The 15,691-nt window shown below is 68.5% G+C and carries 6 protein-coding genes and 2 pseudogenes; all 8 read left to right on the plus strand.

Annotation, left to right across the window (positions count from 1 at the left end):
- The first annotated feature begins 120 nt into the window (after positions 1-120).
- The 8 genes and pseudogenes from ACRQ5J_RS23205 (at position 121) to ACRQ5J_RS23240 (ending at position 15,690) form a co-directional block, all read left to right on the plus strand.
- A pseudogene (locus tag ACRQ5J_RS23205) lies at positions 121-3,310 on the plus strand (Rne/Rng family ribonuclease).
- A 648-nt stretch (positions 3,311-3,958) separates the two neighbouring features.
- Positions 3,959-4,444, plus strand: a pseudogene (locus ACRQ5J_RS23210) (TolC family protein); the annotation flags it as partial.
- A gap of 118 nt (positions 4,445-4,562) precedes the next feature.
- Positions 4,563-5,249, plus strand: coding sequence for a TolC family protein (locus ACRQ5J_RS23215; protein ID WP_432380184.1), 687 nt, complete (start codon positions 4,563-4,565; stop codon positions 5,247-5,249).
- Positions 5,246-6,001 (plus strand): efflux RND transporter periplasmic adaptor subunit, encoded by a 756-nt coding sequence (locus ACRQ5J_RS23220; protein WP_432380186.1) that lies wholly within the window; start codon positions 5,246-5,248, stop codon positions 5,999-6,001. Before ACRQ5J_RS23215 ends, ACRQ5J_RS23220 begins: the two co-directional genes overlap by 4 nt.
- Before the next feature lie 42 nt (positions 6,002-6,043).
- Positions 6,044-6,880 carry a phage tail protein gene (locus tag ACRQ5J_RS23225; RefSeq protein WP_432380188.1) on the plus strand — a complete coding sequence of 279 codons (837 nt, stop codon included), beginning with the start codon at positions 6,044-6,046 and terminating at the stop codon, positions 6,878-6,880.
- Between the two features lie 72 nt (positions 6,881-6,952).
- Complete coding sequence (locus tag ACRQ5J_RS23230) at positions 6,953-7,891, plus strand: tetratricopeptide repeat protein (protein WP_432380190.1); 939 nt, start codon at positions 6,953-6,955, stop codon at positions 7,889-7,891.
- A gap of 39 nt (positions 7,892-7,930) precedes the next feature.
- Positions 7,931-14,296, plus strand: coding sequence for an Ig-like domain-containing protein (locus tag ACRQ5J_RS23235; protein WP_432380191.1), 6,366 nt, complete (start codon positions 7,931-7,933; stop codon positions 14,294-14,296).
- On the plus strand, positions 14,293-15,690 hold the full coding sequence (locus ACRQ5J_RS23240) for an efflux RND transporter periplasmic adaptor subunit (RefSeq protein WP_432380193.1): 1,398 nt from the start codon (positions 14,293-14,295) through the stop codon (positions 15,688-15,690). The genes ACRQ5J_RS23235 and ACRQ5J_RS23240 overlap by 4 nt, the downstream gene beginning before the upstream one ends.
- Position 15,691: the final 1 nt, after the last annotated feature.

Below are 15,691 nucleotides of genomic sequence, written 5' to 3' on the forward strand. Positions count from 1 at the left end.
CACAGGATGGGCATACCCACCGCAATCATTCCGATTCTCGCGTATATCCCTGTAGCTTGCCGCACCGGTCCTAAGAAACCGGACGGCATCGATGGCCCAAGGGTCGCGGAGTTTATAAAAATGAAACGCATGTTGTTTAATGCTACGCAGCAAGAAGAGCTGCGCGTAGCCATTGTCGACGGTCAGAAACTGATCGATATCGACATCGAAACCGCCGGACGCGAACAGCGCAAGTCCAACATCTACAAGGGCGTGATCACCCGCATCGAACCGTCGCTGGAAGCTTGCTTCGTCAGCTATGGCGAAGATCGCCACGGTTTCCTGCCGTTCAAGGAAGTAGCACGCACTTACTTCCGCGAAGGCGTGGATGTGCGCAACGCCACCATCAAGGACGCGCTGCGCGAGGGCCAGGAAATCATGGTCCAGGTGGAAAAAGAAGAGCGCGGCAACAAGGGCGCCGCCCTGACCTCCTTCGTCTCACTGGCCGGTCGCTACCTGGTGCTGATGCCGAACAACCCGCGCGGCGGCGGTGTTTCCCGCCGTGTCGAGGGCGAGGAGCGCCAGGAACTGCGTGAAACCATGGACAAGCTGGATCTGCCGCAAGGCATGTCCGTCATTGCCCGCACCGCTGGCATCGGCCGCAACGTCGATGAACTGCAATGGGACTTGAACTACCTGATGCAACTGTGGCGCGCCATCGAAGGCGCCGGCAAGTCGGCCTCGGGCGCGTTCCTGATCTACCAGGAATCGTCGCTGGTGATCCGCGCGATCCGCGACTATTTCCAGCCAGACATCGGCGAGATCCTGATCGACACCGACGAGATCTACGAGCAGGCGCACCAGTTCATGAGCCACGTGATGCCCGACATGGTGCACCGTGTAAAACGCTACAGCGACGACGTGCCGCTGTTCTCGCGCTTCCAGATTGAACACCAGATCGAAACCGCCTACAGCCGCACCGTGCCGCTGCCGTCGGGCGGCGCCATCGTCATCGACCACACCGAAGCGCTGGTGTCGGTGGACGTCAACTCGGCCCGCGCCACCCGCGGTTCCGACATCGAAACCACCGCTTTCCACACCAACTGCGAAGCGGCCGAAGAAGTGGCCCGCCAGCTGCGCCTGCGCGACCTGGGCGGCCTGATCGTGATCGACTTCATCGACATGGAAGTGGCCAAGAACCAGCGCGAAGTGGAACAGCGCCTGAAGGACGCGCTGCACCACGACCGCGCCCGTGTACAGATGGGCAAGATTTCCCGCTTCGGCCTGATGGAACTGTCGCGCCAGCGCCTGCGTCCGTCGCTGTCGGAAGGCTCGCACGTGACCTGCCCGCGCTGCTCCGGCACCGGCCACATCCGCGATACCGAATCGTCGGCGCTGCAAGTGCTGCGCATCATCCAGGAAGAGGCGATGAAGGAAAACTCGGCCACCATCCACGTGCAAGTGCCGGTGGACGTGGCAGCTTTCCTGCTGAACGAGAAGCGTGGCGAAGTGCTGAAGATCGAGACCCGCCATCGCATCAACATCATCCTGGTGCCGAACAAGCACCTGGAAACCCGCACTACAAGCTGGAGCGCATCAAGCACGACGATCCGCGCCTGGAAGACAGCGCCGCAAGCTACTCGCTGGCCGAGCAGGCGGAAACCGACATGGCCTACAGCAAGCGCCAGAAGGAAGAAGCCAAGCCGCGCCAGGAAGCCATGGTCAAGACCATCACCCCGGATCAGCCGGCGCCGCTGGTCGAGCGCAAGCCGACCGAGACGGTCATCAAGCCGGCCCCGGCGCCAGCACCGACGCCTGCGCCGCAAGGCTTCTTCGCCAAGCTGGTGAGCTTCTTCACCGGCGCGCCAGCCGCCCCTGCCCTGCCGCAACAGCCGACCATCGTGGTCAAGACCCCGGCCAATGGCGAGCGCGCCGACCGCAACGCCCGTGGCCCACGCGGCCGTGGCCGTAACGGCAAAGGCGGCCGTGGCGAGCGCGACGAGAAAGAAGCCGGCGCCACCCGCACCGGCGCCGGCGCCGGTCAGGAAGAAGGCAAGGCAGCAGACGCCAATGGCCGTCCGCCACGCCCACCGCGTCCGCCACGCGAAGCGCGTGAACCCCGCGAGCCACGCGAGCAGGCCGCTGAAGGCCAGGGCCGTGAGCGTGCCGAGCGCGCTGAGCGTCCTGAGCGCGCCGAGCGCCCGGAACGCGCGCCACGCGAGCCGCGAGCTCCACGCGAGCCGCGCGGCGAGAAAGCCGCTGCGGAAGCCAAAGTGGAAGAGCTGGCACTGGACGCCGCCGCGCCAGCCACCGGCCCGGTAACGGACGCTGCCGCCAGCATCCTGAAATCAGCGCCCAACGCCGGTCCGGAAGGTGAAGAAAACGACGTGGCAGGCGAAGGCGATGAGCCGCGCCGTCGCCGCCGCCGTGGCGGCCGTAACCGCAATCGCCGTGAACGCGAAGGCGTAGAAGGCCAGGAGGGCCAGGAGGGCCAGGAAGCCGTTGCCGGTGAAGCTGGCGAACAGGCTGAACTGAGCTTCGCCCCGGCGCCAGCCGCCGTAGCTGTCGAAGCCCCTGCCGCAGCAGTGGCTGCCGAAGCAGCGGCCGCTGCACCGGAAGCGATTGCCGCCGCACCGGCCGCAGAGGCCGCCGCTGCTGCTGTAGTAGAGCCGGTCGCCGCCGCCGACGCTGCCCCGCTCCGGCCGCTGAACCAGTCGCCACCGCGCCAGTAGTTGCCGCCGAGCCAGCGGCTGCTGAGCCAGTGGCGGCCGCTGAGCCAACTGCTGCTGAGCCGACCACCGCTGAGCCAGTTGCCGCCAAGCCAGTTGTCGCTGAACAGGCAAACGCTGCCCCGGCCGCTGCTGAACCAGCAGCCCCGGCCCCGGTTGTCGCCGAGCCTGTCGCCGCCGAGCCTGTCGCCGCCGCTGAGCCGGTAGCTGTTGAACCAGTCGTTGCCGAAGCAGCACCGGTCGCCGAGCCAGCCGCTCCGGCCGCCGTTGGCGCCGAAGCAGTCGCCCCGGCACCGGTGGAAGCCAAGCCGGTCGCAGCTGAACCAGCCGCTGCAGCTGCAGCCGCACCGGTTGCCGCAGCTGTGGCGGCATCGCCCGCACCAGCAGCGGCACCTGCTGCGCCAGCACCAGCGACGCCCATCGACCTGCAAGCCGTACTCGGCTCCGCTGGCCTGACGCTGGCGGCCACCGATCCGGCCAAGCTGCGCGCCGCCCAGGAAGCAGCCGCCAAGATCGCTCCCCCGGTCCGCGTGCCGCGCGAACGCAAACCGCTGCCGCCGCAAAACGACGAGCCATTGATTCAGGTCGATACGCGCCGATAAACCGGTCCGTTAAATAAAAAAGGGAAGCTTCGCGCTTCCCTTTTTTATTTCCGAACGCCCCCTCAGGCTGCAAAATATCTCCAATAATCACACTATTTTGAATAGCATATTAATTAAATATTAATTTTATTGTCACGAATACTCACACCGGCCTGGAAGTAAGCCTACAGCTGCATGAAAAAGAACAAAGAAGGTTTCCAGAAGGATTGTAAATTGATGTTAGGATAGAGTTGTCTGCCAAATCAGCAGCAGCAGGAATACTGCGAATCCTGAGCGTATGCTCCAATTAGACTATCGAAATTCTTATTAACCGCGATTCACTGACTATTAATCGCGCAAATCAGCCCCGATTTCCGCATTCTGCCCAGTCACACCGAATCGACTTTTTTTATCTTGCTGAGAGAACCATTAATGCGTTCCTACCAACTTTCCGCGCTCGGCCCGCTGTCCCTGGGCATGCTCCTGTTAACCGGTTGTTCCACCTTGAATGTCGAACAAACGCGCCTCACGCTGCCGGAAGTGCGCGCCACCTTGCAAGAAGATAAAACCGCGCTGACCAAGGATGTCGAGCCGCTGTCCGGTCCGCTGACGCTGGACAATGCCATTGCGCGCGCCATCAAATACAACGCCGACCGCCGTTTCCGCGCCATGGAAGAAGCGGTTGCCCTCGGCACCTTCGAGGCGGGCAAGTTTGACATGCTGCCCAAGCTGGTCGCCTCGGCCGGCTACCGCGACCGCAACAACGACCTGATCACCCGCAGCGTCGACTCCGTCACCGGCGCGCCGTCGCTGGCCAATCCCTATATCTCGTCCAGCCGCGAAGTGCTGACCACCGAGGTCGGCATCTCCTGGAGCCTGCTCGACTTCGGTCAGAGCTACTATGCCGCGCGCCAGAACGCCGACCGGGTACTGATCGCCAGCGAACGCCACCGCAAGGCGCTGAACAACCTGGTGCAGGATGTGCGCTCGGCCTACTGGCGCGTGGTGGCGGCGCAGAAACTGCTGCCGCAGCTGCGCCAGACCATCGCCGAGTCCGAATCCGCGCTGAACGACGCCCGCAAGGCCGAGGACGACCGCATCCGCTCGCCGCTGGAACCGCTGCGCTACCAGCGCCAGCTGCTGGAAAATCTGCGCCTGCTGGAAACTATCGAACAGGAACTGTCGACCGGCAAGATCGAACTGGCCACGCTAGCCAACCTGCGCGCTGGGCGCCGACTACACCGTGGTCGAGCCGGCCGGCGAGGTCAGCACCGTGTGGCTGGAACAGCCGGTCGAACGGCTGGAAGAATACGCGCTGCTGCGCAATCCCGACCTGCGCGAAGGCATTTACAACGCCCGCATCGCCCAGCAGGAAACCCGGCGCACGCTGCTGAAGCTGTTCCCGGGCCTGTCGTTCAACTATGGCGTCAAGCACAGCAACGACGACTACCTGATCCACCAGAACTGGAATGAGGCCGGCGCGCAGATCTCGTTCAACCTGTTCGGCCTGCTGTCGGCGCCGGCGCAGATGCGCCTGGCCGACGCCGGCGTGTCGCTGGCCAACCAGCGCCGCATGGCGACCCAGATGGCGGTGCTGAGCCAGCTGCACATCGCGCGTTTGCAGTATGCCAACACCGCGCGCCAGTTCCAGCGCGCCGACGCCATTGCCGGCGTCGATACCCGCATCGCCAGCCACATCGCCAACCAGGCCGAGGCGCAGAAACAGTCGGCGCTGGACCGCATCTCGCAGCAAAGCACGGCGGTGCTGTCGCAGCTGCGCCGCTACCAGGCGCTGTCCAACGCCCAGGCCGCCGCATCGCGGCTGCAGGCCACGCTGGGCATGGAGCCAAGCATTACCGGCTCGTCCAGCATGCCGCTGGACCAGCTGACCAGCGCCGTCGGCCAGTCGTTGCAGGCATGGAACCGCGGCCAGCTGCCGGCCATCGAGGGTGGCCAATGAAACGGATGTTGTCCCTGTTGAGCCTGACCCTGTGGGCAGCGCTGCCGGCCCAGGCGGCGCCGGCCCCGGCCGCCGCCGCGCTGGACAGCCGCGAAATCCGCGCCCAGCTGGCGCCGCGCCGCTACACCACGCTGGCGGCCGAGATCGGCGCCAAGATCAACCGCCTGCCGCTGGCCGAAGGCGCCGCGTTCCGCCAGGGCCAGTTGCTGGTGCAGTTCGACTGCGCGCTGCAGCAGGCGCAGTTGGCCAAAGCCGAGGCCGCGCTGATGGCGGCCGACACCAACTGGAAAGGCAACCAGAAACTGGCCCAGCTCAATTCGGTCGGCCAGGTCGAACTCGACGTCTCCAAGGCCGAGGCGCAGAAAGCCCAGGCCGAAGTGGCGGCCAACCGCACGCTGCTGGGCAAGTGCCAGGTCACGGCGCCGTTCGCCGGCCGCATCGCCGAGCAAAAGGCGCGCGAGCAGCAGTATGTGCAGCCAGGCCAGGCGCTGATGGAAATTCTCGACGACAGCACGCTGGAACTGGAATTCATCGTGCCGTCGCGTTGGCTGAGCTGGGTGCGCGGCGGCACCACCTTCCAGGTCAGCATCGATGAAACCGGCAAAACCTACCCGGCCAAGGTGCAGCGCATCGGCGCCCGCGTCGATCCGGTCAGCCAGTCGGTCAAGCTGAACGCGGTGATCGACGGCCGCTTCGGCGAGCTGATCGCCGGCATGAGCGGCAAGGTGCTGATGACGCCGCCGCAAAAATGATTTCGCAGTGACGTACCACCAACCAAAACCAAAGGGGAGCCCATGAAATCACCTACCAACCGTATTGCCCGCATCCTGACGCTGGCCGCCGTCACCGCCTCGGCGGCCAGCTGGAGCAACGCCAGCTACGCTTGCTCGGCGTCCGACCCGTATCTGTCCTCGGTGTGCGTGCTGGCATGGGCCCGCAACGACCTGCGCGGCTATGCGCCGGCCCAGGGCCAGGTGATGAGCATCGCGCAGAACAGCGCCCTGTTCGCGCTGCTGGGCACCACCTATGGCGGCAACGGCGCCACCACCTTCGCGCTGCCGGACCTGCGCGGCCGCGCCATCATCGGCGCCGGCACCAGCCGTGAAGGCATCACCTACAATGTCGGCGAAGTCGGCGGCACCGCGCAGACCACGCTGGTCACTGCCAACATCCCGGCCCACGTCCACACCACGCCGGCGGTGCCGCTGGCCAATATCACCGCCGGCATCGATCTGAGCAAGATCACCAGCAGCGTCGACATGAAGCCGGTCACCTACACCGCCAACACCTCGCAGCTGGCGCTGAAAGCCAGCAGCGTGCAAGGCACGGTCACCGCCCCGCAGCCGGGCGGCAGCCTGGCCTCGCCGCTGGCGCCGGCCAGCCGGATCTACGGCACCACCGCGCCGGACGTGACCATGGGCGCCGGCGCCATCGCCGGCACCGTCACTGTCACCAGCAGCGGCACGCCGACGGTCACGCTGGGCGGCTCGGCTGCCGTCACGCTGAGCGGCAACCTGCCGGCCGGCACCACCGGCGCCACCGGCGGCAACGCCGCGTTCAACAATATGTCGCCTTACCTGGCCATGTACTACTTCATCGCCATCCAGGGCGTGTTCCCGAGCTCCAACTAAACCGTGTCGCGCGGCCGCTTACGCAAGGGGCGGCCGCCTGAATCAACCATGCCATCGATACGCCTTCTGCTGTTGTTCCTTGCGCTCATGAGCGCCCAGTGCGCCGCCGCCGGCAAGCCGGTCAAGGATTACGCCCAGCCGCTGCAGCCCGCCTACGCGCTGCAAGTCAAGGGCGACTACACGCGCGCCTACGCCGCCTTCGAACGTCACGCCGCCCGCAATCCGCTGGCGCAATTTTCCCTCGGCCAGTATCACCAGAACGGCTGGGGTCGCCCGGTCAGCCAGGAGCTGGCCTGCAGCTGGTACGCCAAGGCTGCCAGCGGCAAGATTCCCGCCGCGCTGCACCTGCACGCCGATTGCCTGATGCGCGCGCCCGACGCGCCCGGCAACGCGCTGGCGGCGCTGGCCAGCTACCAGGCCGCCGCCGACCGCGGCCACCTGATTTCGCTGTGCTCGGCCGCCGAGTTCTACATCCGCGGCCGTTACGTCGCGCGCGACGTGCAGCGCGGGCTGGCCATGTGCCGCCAGGCCGCGCTGGCCAGCTCGCCGCCGGCGATGCTACGCATGGGCAATTACCTGCGGGCCGACGCCGACGTGCCGCCCGACCTGCCGGCCGCGCGCCGCTGGTACCAGATGGCGGCGCCGTACAACGAGGACGCCCGCTACCGCCTGGCCATCATGCAGGCCCAGGGCGATGGCGGCCCGGTCGAGGTCGACGCGGCGCTGGCGGCCATGGAGCAGTTGGCCGCGGCCGGCTACCTGCCGGCCTACCTGCCGACGGCGGTGCTGTACTCGCACCTGCCGCCTGAACCCGACACCGGTGCGCCCAGCGCCGCCCACCTGGCCAAGATCTATCTGTGGACCAGTGCAGCCAAGGCGCGCCTGCGCGACCAGGGACTGCTGAACCAGGCCAGCGCCCTGCAGCAGCAGGTGCTGGCCGTGATGCCGCCCGAATGGCGCGCCGACCTCGACGCCAAGGTCAGCGCCCACCTGGCCCAGTTTTCCGGATAAATCCCCATTTGCGCGCCGCGCGCGCCTCAGGAGTCAGTCATGAACCAGCCCCTCTACCCTCTGCACCAAGCTGCCGCCGGCGTCGAACGCACCGGCCGCAAGCCGTTGCGGCGCAGTTCGCAACTGCTGCCGCTGGAGCAGCGCTTCATGTTCGACGGCGCCGTCGCCGAGGCCGCTCATGCGGCCCAGGTGCATGACGCCGCCGTCGCCGCCGCCGCGGTGCCGCCGGCGGTGCTGGTGCGCGCGGCCGAACCGGCCAAGGACGACGGCAAGAAGGAAGTGGTGCTGGTCGATACCTCCGTGGCCAACTACAAGACGCTGGAAGCGGGCATCCGCGCCGGCATCGGCATTGTCGAGTATGACGGCAGCCGCGACGGGCTGGCGCAGATCGCCGCCTGGGCCGCCACCCAGAACGGGCTGGACGCCATCCACATCCTGTCGCACGGCGCCGACGGGGTGCTCAACCTCGGCACCCGCCAGCTGACCAGCGCCGCGCTGGCGTCGGCCGACACCCAGGCCCAACTGGCAGAACTGGGGCGCGCGCTGAACACCGACGGCGACCTGCTGCTGTACGGCTGCGACGTCGCCGACGGCAACGGCGCCGCCCTGCTGGACGGCCTGGCGCTGGCCACCGGCGCCGACATCGCCGCCTCCACCGACGCCACCGGCGCCGCGCGCCTGGGCGGCAACTGGACGCTGGAAGCGCAGCGCGGCCAGATCGACAGCCGCAGCCTGGCGCTGGACGGCTACGACAGCCTGCTGACCCTGCTCAACACCGGCCCCGGCAATTTCCCCGAAGGCTCGACGAGCTTCACCAAGACCGTCGACGGCGTCACCCTGACCTTCACGCTGGGCGCCTCATCGACCGTGCCGGGCGACACCCCGGGGTTCTGGGAAGACGGTCCCGGCTTCCGTCCCGATACCTATATAGTTGGGCAGCAGGTCGACTTCACCATCTCGGTCCCCGCCGGCTTCAGCTTCGACCTGACCCAGGTGAACGGCCTGACCGAAGACACGCTGGTCTACCGCCCGACACAGGCCGACGGCAGCAGCAAGCCCAACGTCTCTTACACCACGCAGGCGCCATTCACCCAGGAGATTTACACCCTCAACGGGCTGAGCGGCATGTCGCAGCTGCGCGTCACCGGCGCGTATTACGCCAGCTTCGCCAGCTTCGTGATCAACGTCCACTCGCTGGCGTCGAGCAACACCATCGCCAGCGCCGCGCTGCTGCATGACAGCGGCGTCAGCGGCGACTACGTCACCAGCTACACCGGCGTCAACACCATCAACGGCACGCTGACCACGGCGCTGGCGGCCAACGAGAAAGTCCAGGTGTCCTACAACAACGGCGCCAGCTGGACCGATGCCACCAGCTACACGGTCGGCGCGGTCGCCTGGTCCGCCAACACCACGCTGGCCGGCAGCGGCGTGTTCCAGGCGCGCGTGGTCGCCGTCTACGGCAGCGATGCCTTTGGCAACACCTCCTACACGCACAACTACCAGGTCGACAACAGCTCCCCGACGATCAGCTTCAGCAATGTCACCCTGTCGACCGACAACGGCAAAAGCGGCACCGACCGCATCACCAACGTGCAGGCGCAAACCGTCAAGGCCACGCTGAGCGGCGCGCTGGCCGCCGGCGACACCGTGTGGGCCTCGCTCAACGGCGGCAACACGTATGTCGACGTCACCAGCTTCGTCAGCGGCACCACGCTGACCTGGACCGGCCGCACGCTGCCGGTCGGCAGCGACACGCTGATGTTCAAGGTCAGCGACCTGGCCGGCAATGAGAGCGCGCCCGACAGCGCCAGCTACACCATCGACATCACTCAGCCCGCCATCACCAGCAGCGGCCTGACGCTGTCGAACGACACCGGCACGCCAGCCGACCTGATCACACGGACCGCCAGCCAGACCCTGAGCGGCAACCTGTCGGCGGCGCCGCTGTCGACCGACACCGTGTATGTCTCGGTGGCCAACGGCGCCTGGGCGTCCGCCACCGTCAGCGGCAGCAGCTGGTCGCTGGCCGGCGTCACGCTGGCCGCCGGCGCCAATACCATCCGCGTCAAGGTCACCGACCTGGCCGGCAACGACGGCAGTATCAGCAACAGCAATTACACGCTGGACCAGACCGCGCCAGGCATCGCCATCAGCAACATCCACATCTCCAACGACAGCAACATCACCACCGACTTCATCACCAACGTTGCCAGCCAGACCATCACCGCCACCCTCGGCAGCACGCTGGGCGTGAGCGACGTGCTGTATGGCTCGACCGACAACGGCGCCAGTTGGAGCAATATCACCAGCAAGGTCAGCGGCACGACCGTGACCTGGACCGGCGCCACGCTGACCGCCGGCGGCGGCGGCATCCAGCTCAAGGTCGGCGACAACGCCGGCAACGATGACAGCCCGACCACCCAGACCTACACGCTGGACACCAGCGCGCCGGCGACGCCGCCCACACCGGTGCTGGCCACCGCCAGCGACACCGGCCAGTCGAACAGCGACCGCCTGACCAGCGACACCACGCCGACCCTGAGCGGCACCGCCGAATCCGGCAGCACGGTCAGCGTGTACGATGGCGCCACGCTGCTCGGCAGCGTGGTGGCCACCGGCGGCGCATGGAGCTACACCACCGGCACGCTGGCCGGCGGCAGCCACAGCTTCACCGTCACCGCCACCGACACCGCCGGCAACGTCTCGACGCCGTCGAACCCGCTGGCGGTGACGATCGACGCCACCGCGCCGGTGGTCAGCACGGTGACGGTGCCGACCAGCGCCGCCTACGGCAGCAGCGCCACGCTGAGCTTCACGGTGCACACCGACGACATCGTCTATGTCGACACCAGCACCGGCACGCCGCGCCTGGAACTGACCATCGGCGCCACCACCCGCTACGCCAGCTATGTCAGCGGCAGCGGCAGCAGCAGCCTGGTGTTCTCCTATGCGGTGCAGGCCGGCGACAGCGACAGCGACGGCATCACGGTGGCCGGCCTGTCGGCCAACGGCGGCAAGCTGGCCGACCTGGCCGGCAACGCGCTCGACACCACGCTGCATGGCGTGGCGCCGACCGCCGGCGTGCTGGTCGACACCCAGGCGCCGACGGTGACCTCGGTCGCGGTGCCGGCCGACGCCACCTACTACACCGGCGACGCGCTGGAATTCACCGTCAACTACAACGAAGCGGTGTACGTCAACACCAGCGGCGGCACGCCGCGCATCGAGATCACCATCGGCGGCACCACGCGCTACGCCAGCTACGTTTCCGGTTCCGGCAGCAGCGCACTGCTGTTCCGCTACACCGTGGTCAATGGCGACAGCGACGCCGACGGCATCAGCGTCGGCACCATGGCCGTCAACGGCGGCACGCTGGCCGATGGCGCCGGCAACGCCGGCACCGTCGCGCTGAACAGCATCGGCAGCACCGGTGGCGTGCTGGTCGACGGCTCGCAGCCCAGCGTCATCAATGTCAGCAGCGCCACGCCCAATGGCGCCTATCGCCAGGGCCAGACCATCACCATCACCGTTGCCTTCAGCGCCCCGGTGGAAGTCAACACCGTCGGCGGCTCGCCGACCCTGTCGCTCAGCACCGGCGCCACCGCCACCTACCTCAGCGGCGGCGGCAGCAGCACGCTGGTGTTCCAATACACGGTCGGCGCCGGCGAAAACAGCGCCGACCTCGATTACGCCAGCAGCGCCGCGCTGGCGGCCAACGGCGCGCTGATTTACGAAAGCGGCGGCGGCGGCCGCAACGCCTCGCTGGTGCTGCTGGCGCCCGGCAGCGCCGGCTCGCTGGGCGCCAACCGCGCCCTCGTCATCGACACCCTGGCGCCAAGCGCGACCGGCAGCACGCTGGTGCTGTCGGAAGACACCGGCAGCTCGCTCAGCGACCGCATCACCTACCAGTCGCAACAGACCGACATCCACGGCACGCTGAGCGCGCCCCTGAACAGCGGCGAATTCGTCCAGGTCTCGCTCGATAACGGCGCCAGCTGGTTGACCGCCACCACCAACGGCAGCAACTGGTCGATCGGCGCCCGTACCCTGAGCGGCAGCAATACCGCGCTGGTGCGCGTGCAGGACGCCGCCGGCAACCTCGGCAACAGCACCCAGTTCACCTATGTGCTGGACCAGGCCGGCCCCACCACCAGCTTTGGCAGCATCGGATTCTCCGACGACAGCGGTGTCAGCGACAGCGATCTGATCACCAATGTCGCCGCGCAAACCATTACCGCCACGCTCAGTGTGGCGCCCGCCGCCGGCGAAAAAGTGTTTGGCTCGCTCGATGGCGGCGCCACCTGGTCCGAGATCACCAGCAAGGTCAGCGGCACTGCGCTGAGCTGGGACAATGTCACGCTGGCCGCCTCCAACCAGCTGCAGTTCTATGTGCGCGACGTCGCCGGCAACGACGGCAGCGTCACCAGCACCGCCTATGTGCTGGACACCACGCAGCCGGGCACCACCGTCGCCAGCGCCGGCTTGTCAGCCGACACCGGCGCCAGCAACAGCGACTTCATCACCAAGACCGGCAACCAGACCATCAGCGGCACCCTGTCGGCCAACCTGGCGCCCGGCGAGATGGTGTATGTGTCGACCGACGGCGGCACTTCCTGGGCCCTCGCCACCAGCGACGGCCTGGACGGCTGGTCGATCGCCGGCCGCACGCTGACCGCCGGCAGCGACACGCTGCTGGTCAAGGTCACCGACGCCGCCGGCAACGACGGCCAGATCTATAGCCGGGGCTATACCTACGACACCACGCCGCCGGCCGCCGCCACTGTCACGCCGTTGCAGACGCCGAGCCTGACGCCTGTGCTGAGCGGCAGCGCCACGCTGGCGGCCGGCGACAGCCTGCAGGTGACGGTCGGCGGCGCCACCTACGACGTCACGCCGGTGGCTGGCGCCTGGACGCTGGACCTGGCCACAGCCGTGCCGGCCAGCGGCGCGCTGACGCTGGTGCTCAACACCCAGTACAGCGTGGTGGCCACCGTCACCGACGCCGCCGGCAACAGCAGCAACGACGGCACCTCCGGCGAACTGATCGTCGGCACGCTGGCGCAGCCGGCGACGCCGCCGACTACCGTCGCGCGCGGCGCCGCGCTGTCCAACGACAGCGGCGCCAGCAGCAGCGACCTGATCACCAATGTGGCCCAGCAAACCATCAGCGGCAGCCTGTCGGCGCCGTTGCTGGCCGACGAGCGGGTTGAAGTGTCGCTGGACGGCGGCGTCACCTGGAGCAGCGCCAGCGCCAGCGGCAGCAACTGGTCGATCAACGCCACGCTGGCCGCCAGCGGCACGCTGCAGGTGCGCGTCAGCGGCGACGGCGGCACCGGCCCGGTCTACAGCCGCGCCTACACGCTGGACACCACGCCGCCGCCGGCGCCGGTGGCGGCGGCGCTCAGCACCAGTTCGCTGACGCCAGTGCTGAACGGCAGCGCCACGCTGGCCGACGGCGACACGCTGAACGTCACCGTCGGCGGCGCCAGCTACGCGGTCAGCGTCACCGATGGCCGCTGGACGCTGGACCTGGCCAGCGCCACGCCGCTCAACGGCACGCTGTCGCTGGCGGCTGGCAACAGTTACAGCGTAGTGGCCACCGTCACCGACCTGGCCGGCAACCGCAGCAGCGGCAGCGCCACGCTGACCGTCAACGCCAGCGACACGCCGCAGGAACCGCAACTGCCGCAGCAACCGCCGCCACCGGTGCGCCCGGAAGCGCCGCTGCTAGTCGACACGCAGCCGCCAACGCCGGCCGTTGCCGGCCCTGAAAACACGCCGATCGTCGCCACGCCGGTCGAGCCGCCAGTGGTGGCGCCCGTCAGCGGCAACGACATCGTCACCACCTGGCCGGGCCAGACGCCGCCAACGGTGATCGACACCTTGCCGGCCTATGTGGCGCTGCAGCCGATGGCGGAGATCCGCGCGGCGGCCGCCAATGTGTTCCAGATCATTACCTTGCCGGATCTGCCCGGCGGCAACACGCTGGTGGCCTACACGCCGATCCCGGACGTGCGTAGCGCCAGCGGCGACAGCATTTCGGTGCAGATCAGCAGCGACGCCTTCGCCCACGCCAGCGACAGCGCCAGCGTCACGCTGAGCGCGCAGATGGTGGACGGCAAGGCGCTGCCGGGCTGGCTGCGCTTCGACGGCCGCACCGCCCGCTTCGAAGGCACGCCGCCGCCGGGCTTCGAGGGCACGCTGAGCTTCCGCGTGACCGCGCGCGACAGCCAGGGCCGGATCGCCACGCAGGTGTTCAAGATCGTGGTGACCAAGGATGGCGCCAAAACCAGCCCCTGGCAGGGCGAACCGGCCGAGCCGGCCGGCCGCGCCAGCCTGGGCGAACAGATGCGCAGTGCGCGTAGCAGCGCCGCTGCCCGTCTGGTAGCATTGTCGTCATGAACGATGGCGCACCGACCAATCCCCTGATCGCGCTGCTGGAACTGGCCCAGCGCGCGCGCGCCGCCGCCAGCGGCAACGAGCTGGCCTTTTTGGCGGTCAACGACAGTCGCGCGCTGGCGCCCTACCGCCAGGCCGCGCTGTGGTTCCGCGGCAGCGGCGTGCACACGCTGTCCGGCGTGGTGGCGGTGGAAAGCAACGCGCCCTACGCGCAGTGGCTGGACCAGCTGTGCCGCACGCTGGCCGCACAGCACGACGCCGACACCCCGCTCGACATCGATCCGGCCACGCTGCCGCCCGCCATCAAGGCCGAGTGGGACGACTGGCTGCCGGCGCGCGCGGTGTGGCTGCCGCTGCGCGCCGTGCAGGCGGCCGCGCGCCCGTCCGGCGACAGCGCGCCCGGCGCCGCCAGCGGCGGCCTGCTGCTGGCCGGCGACAGCGCGCCGGCGCCCAAGGAACTGGCGCTGCTGGCCGAATGGATGGACATCTGGCAGCACGCCTGGCGCGCCGCCCACCCGCCGCCGCGCTGGTCGCTGGCGCGCGCGCCGACGCTGCTGCGCGCCTGGTGGCAGGGCGGCGCCCGCGACCGCCGCTGGCGCCGCCGCACCGGCGTCGCGCTGGCGCTGCTGGCGGTGCTGCTGTTCCCGGTGCGGCTGACGGTGCTGGCGCCGGGCGAACTGGTGCCGGCCAAGCCGGCCACCATCCGCGCGCCGCTGGACGGCGTGATCGCCGAATTCTCGGTGCGGCCCAACCAGGTGGTGGCGGCCGGCCAGCCGCTGTTCGCGTTCGACCAGGCGCCGATCGGCAGCCGGCTCGATGTGGCGCGCGAGGCGCTGGCCACCGCGCAGGCCGAATACCGCCAGAACGCCCAGCTGATGCTGAACGATCCGCGCGTGCGCACCCAGCTGGCGGCGACGCTTGGCAAGGTAGCCGAGAAGCAGGCCCAGGCCGACTTCCTCGCCGGCCAGGCGCAGCGGTCGCGCGTGCTGGCGCCGCAGGCCGGCATCGTGCTGTTTGACGATCCGTCCGAATGGATCGGCCGGCCGGTGCAGACCGGCGAGCGCATCCTGCAGGTGGCCGCCGCCGACGATGTCGAAATCGAGGCCTGGGTGCCGATCGGCGACGCCATCCCGCTGGCCGCCAACGCGCCGCTGCAGCTCTACCTGGCGGCGTCGCCGCTGACGCCGCTGTCGGGCACGCTGCGCTACATGAGCCACCGCGCCACCGCGCGCCCGGACGGCAGCTACGCCTACCGCGTGCGCGCCACGCTGGACGCGGCGGCCGGCCAGCGCATCGGCCTCAAGGGCACGGCCAAGCTGGGCGGCGAACGGGTGCCGCTGGCCTACTGGATGTTGCGCCGCCCGCTGGCCGCGATCCGCCAGTTCATCGCGCTGTGAG

It is taken from the genome of Duganella sp. P38 (assembly GCF_050859475.1).
GTDB lineage: Bacteria > Pseudomonadota > Gammaproteobacteria > Burkholderiales > Burkholderiaceae_D > Rugamonas.

What these genes read in the sequence shown, in the direction of transcription:
- ACRQ5J_RS23220 (WP_432380186.1), top strand. Translation starts at nt 5,246, where the DNA reads ATGAAACGGATGTTGTCCCTGTTGAGCCTGACCCTGTGGGCAGCGCTG.
- ACRQ5J_RS23225 (WP_432380188.1), top strand. Translation starts at nt 6,044, where the DNA reads ATGAAATCACCTACCAACCGTATTGCCCGCATCCTGACGCTGGCCGCC.
- ACRQ5J_RS23235 (WP_432380191.1), top strand. Translation starts at nt 7,931, where the DNA reads ATGAACCAGCCCCTCTACCCTCTGCACCAAGCTGCCGCCGGCGTCGAA.
- ACRQ5J_RS23240 (WP_432380193.1), top strand. Translation starts at nt 14,293, where the DNA reads ATGAACGATGGCGCACCGACCAATCCCCTGATCGCGCTGCTGGAACTG.